Here is a 1,900-nt window from a genome sequence, read left to right as displayed (position 1 = left end):
GTATTCTTTTCTCCTTCTTCTCTTTCCACAATCTCTAGATGTAAACCATGAGGGTCGTCAAACTCTAAATACTGTTCTCCAAATCGCTCCATCTTTGTAGCTGGAACCCCAAACTTAGCTAATCGCTGTTCCCAAAAGTCCATCGCACCTTTTGGCACCACATATGAAGTTACGCCAACTTGCCCGTCACCTATTTTTCCTTGTCGTGCATTTGCCCACGGGAAGAATGTAATAATCGTTCCAGGTTTTCCCCCTTGATTCCCAAAGTAAAGGTGATACGTTCCTGGATCATCAAAGTTTACCGTTTGTTTGACCAAGCGTAATCCTAACACGCCCGCATAGAAATCAACATTTTCTTGAGGATGACCTACAATCGCCGTGATATGATGAATACCCGCTGTTTTTTTACTCATTACTACCATCTCCTTCGATACATTTTTCGTCAAATGTTTCGTTATCCCTTTTAAAATTACAACTATTTATCATAAATATCTCGAATTCGAGATATTAGTCAAAAAATAAAAGCGTCTTTCTTATTCAACCCATTTTCTCTTTTAGAAAATAAAAGTATCTAGTGCATAATAACCTGGTCCTGCAATTGCTACACCGATTGCTACAACTAAAAGCKTAAGGTTATATTCATACCCATTTTGTGTTGCCCAGTATCCATTCGGACCGTGTACYTTCACAATCGCCATGACCATTGTTCCGGCAATCAAAAGCGCTCCTAGCGGTGTAAGAAGTCCTGCAGCAAATAAAGCTCCGCCTACTAGCTCGGATAATCCAGCCATTAACGCCATTCTAACACCTGGCTTCATTCCGATGGATTCAAACCAGCCGCCCGTTCCTTTTAAGCCGTGGCCGCCAAACCATCCAAATAATTTCTGAGTTCCATGTGCCATAAAAGATAATCCAATGACTAAACGTATTAACAATAAACCAATGCTCACCATTTTTTATTCCTCCTATTTTTTCATCACTTTAAAATCTCGAATTAAAATATCTTGAATTAAGGATAATTATAAAATCATATGGTTCCCCTGTCAACATAAATTTTTATATTTTTTTGTAGTTAGCTGAAACGCTTAACGACGTATTAAAAACATATTCATGATTTTATATGGATATGAGCACGGGAACGGAAAATATAAAAGCTAAATTGTATTATTTATTGAATAAAAAAAAGTCACCCCTTGGTAACTTCTTTTCCTCTTCTACTATGCGTGTATCATTCAATAAGCAGATACTGCAGTTATCCCCCCCATTTATAAAAGGGATATCTACATCACTTGAATTAGTATCATTTTGTTCCTAATTTATCAATTAATTTAAGCGTATCATTATATAGACTTAATTGATGTCGGTGGGACTCTAATTCAGGTGGGATAAGGATTTGTAAAGGAATTGAAGACAGATCCAGTAAATCCAGAGATGATTTGTTTATAGCCCGATTTTCTAAGTTTTGATTAGCTTGTTTTGTGACGTATTCTCCTAATACTTGTAGTTGAACAGCCCATTTTTGCCGATCAACTGTGGGTAGAGAATTCGTTTCGGACCAGTCATTAAATGTAGTGAGCACACCTGAAATATAGGTGTAGCCATGCTTCAGTTGAAAAAGGAATTGTTCGTTTTGTTTTAACTGCTGCTTTTTATTTCTGCCAAATGGGTTCAACCTTAAACTCTTTTCTGCTTTTTTGAATTCCTTTTCGACCTGATGAAGTTCCTGAAGCAGGTCAGTCGTATCATCTATTAAGTTTTCTCCCTCAACGAATTCGCAGTTATTGTTTACCCAATAAGCCGCCTTTTTAAATAATTGTCCAAGGTCTATTCCAAATTGGGTCAAGGTTCTGCGAGCTTCTTTTACGTAATTTGGAGGAACAATTATGATATGGATTATAAT

2 protein-coding genes and 1 pseudogene are annotated in these 1,900 nt (G+C 37.0%); all 3 read right to left on the bottom strand.

All coding sequences use genetic code 11. The annotated features are described in order from the left end of the window. On the bottom strand, positions 1-413 hold a 413-nt coding region (locus AC1DRF_RS25450; protein ID WP_477742010.1), incomplete at its 3' end, for a VOC family protein. A gap of 141 nt (positions 414-554) precedes the next feature. After that, positions 555-953, bottom strand: a complete 399-nt coding sequence (locus AC1DRF_RS25445; protein WP_477742009.1) for a DoxX family protein — start codon at positions 951-953, stop codon at positions 555-557. Positions 954-1,300: 347 nt separating this feature from the next. Next, positions 1,301-1,900, bottom strand: a pseudogene (locus tag AC1DRF_RS25440) (FUSC family protein); the annotation flags it as partial.

The organism is Priestia sp. P5_B4 (assembly GCF_056400385.1).
Note: the sequence above shows the minus strand (reverse complement) of the source record. Positions and strands in the feature narration are given on the sequence as shown.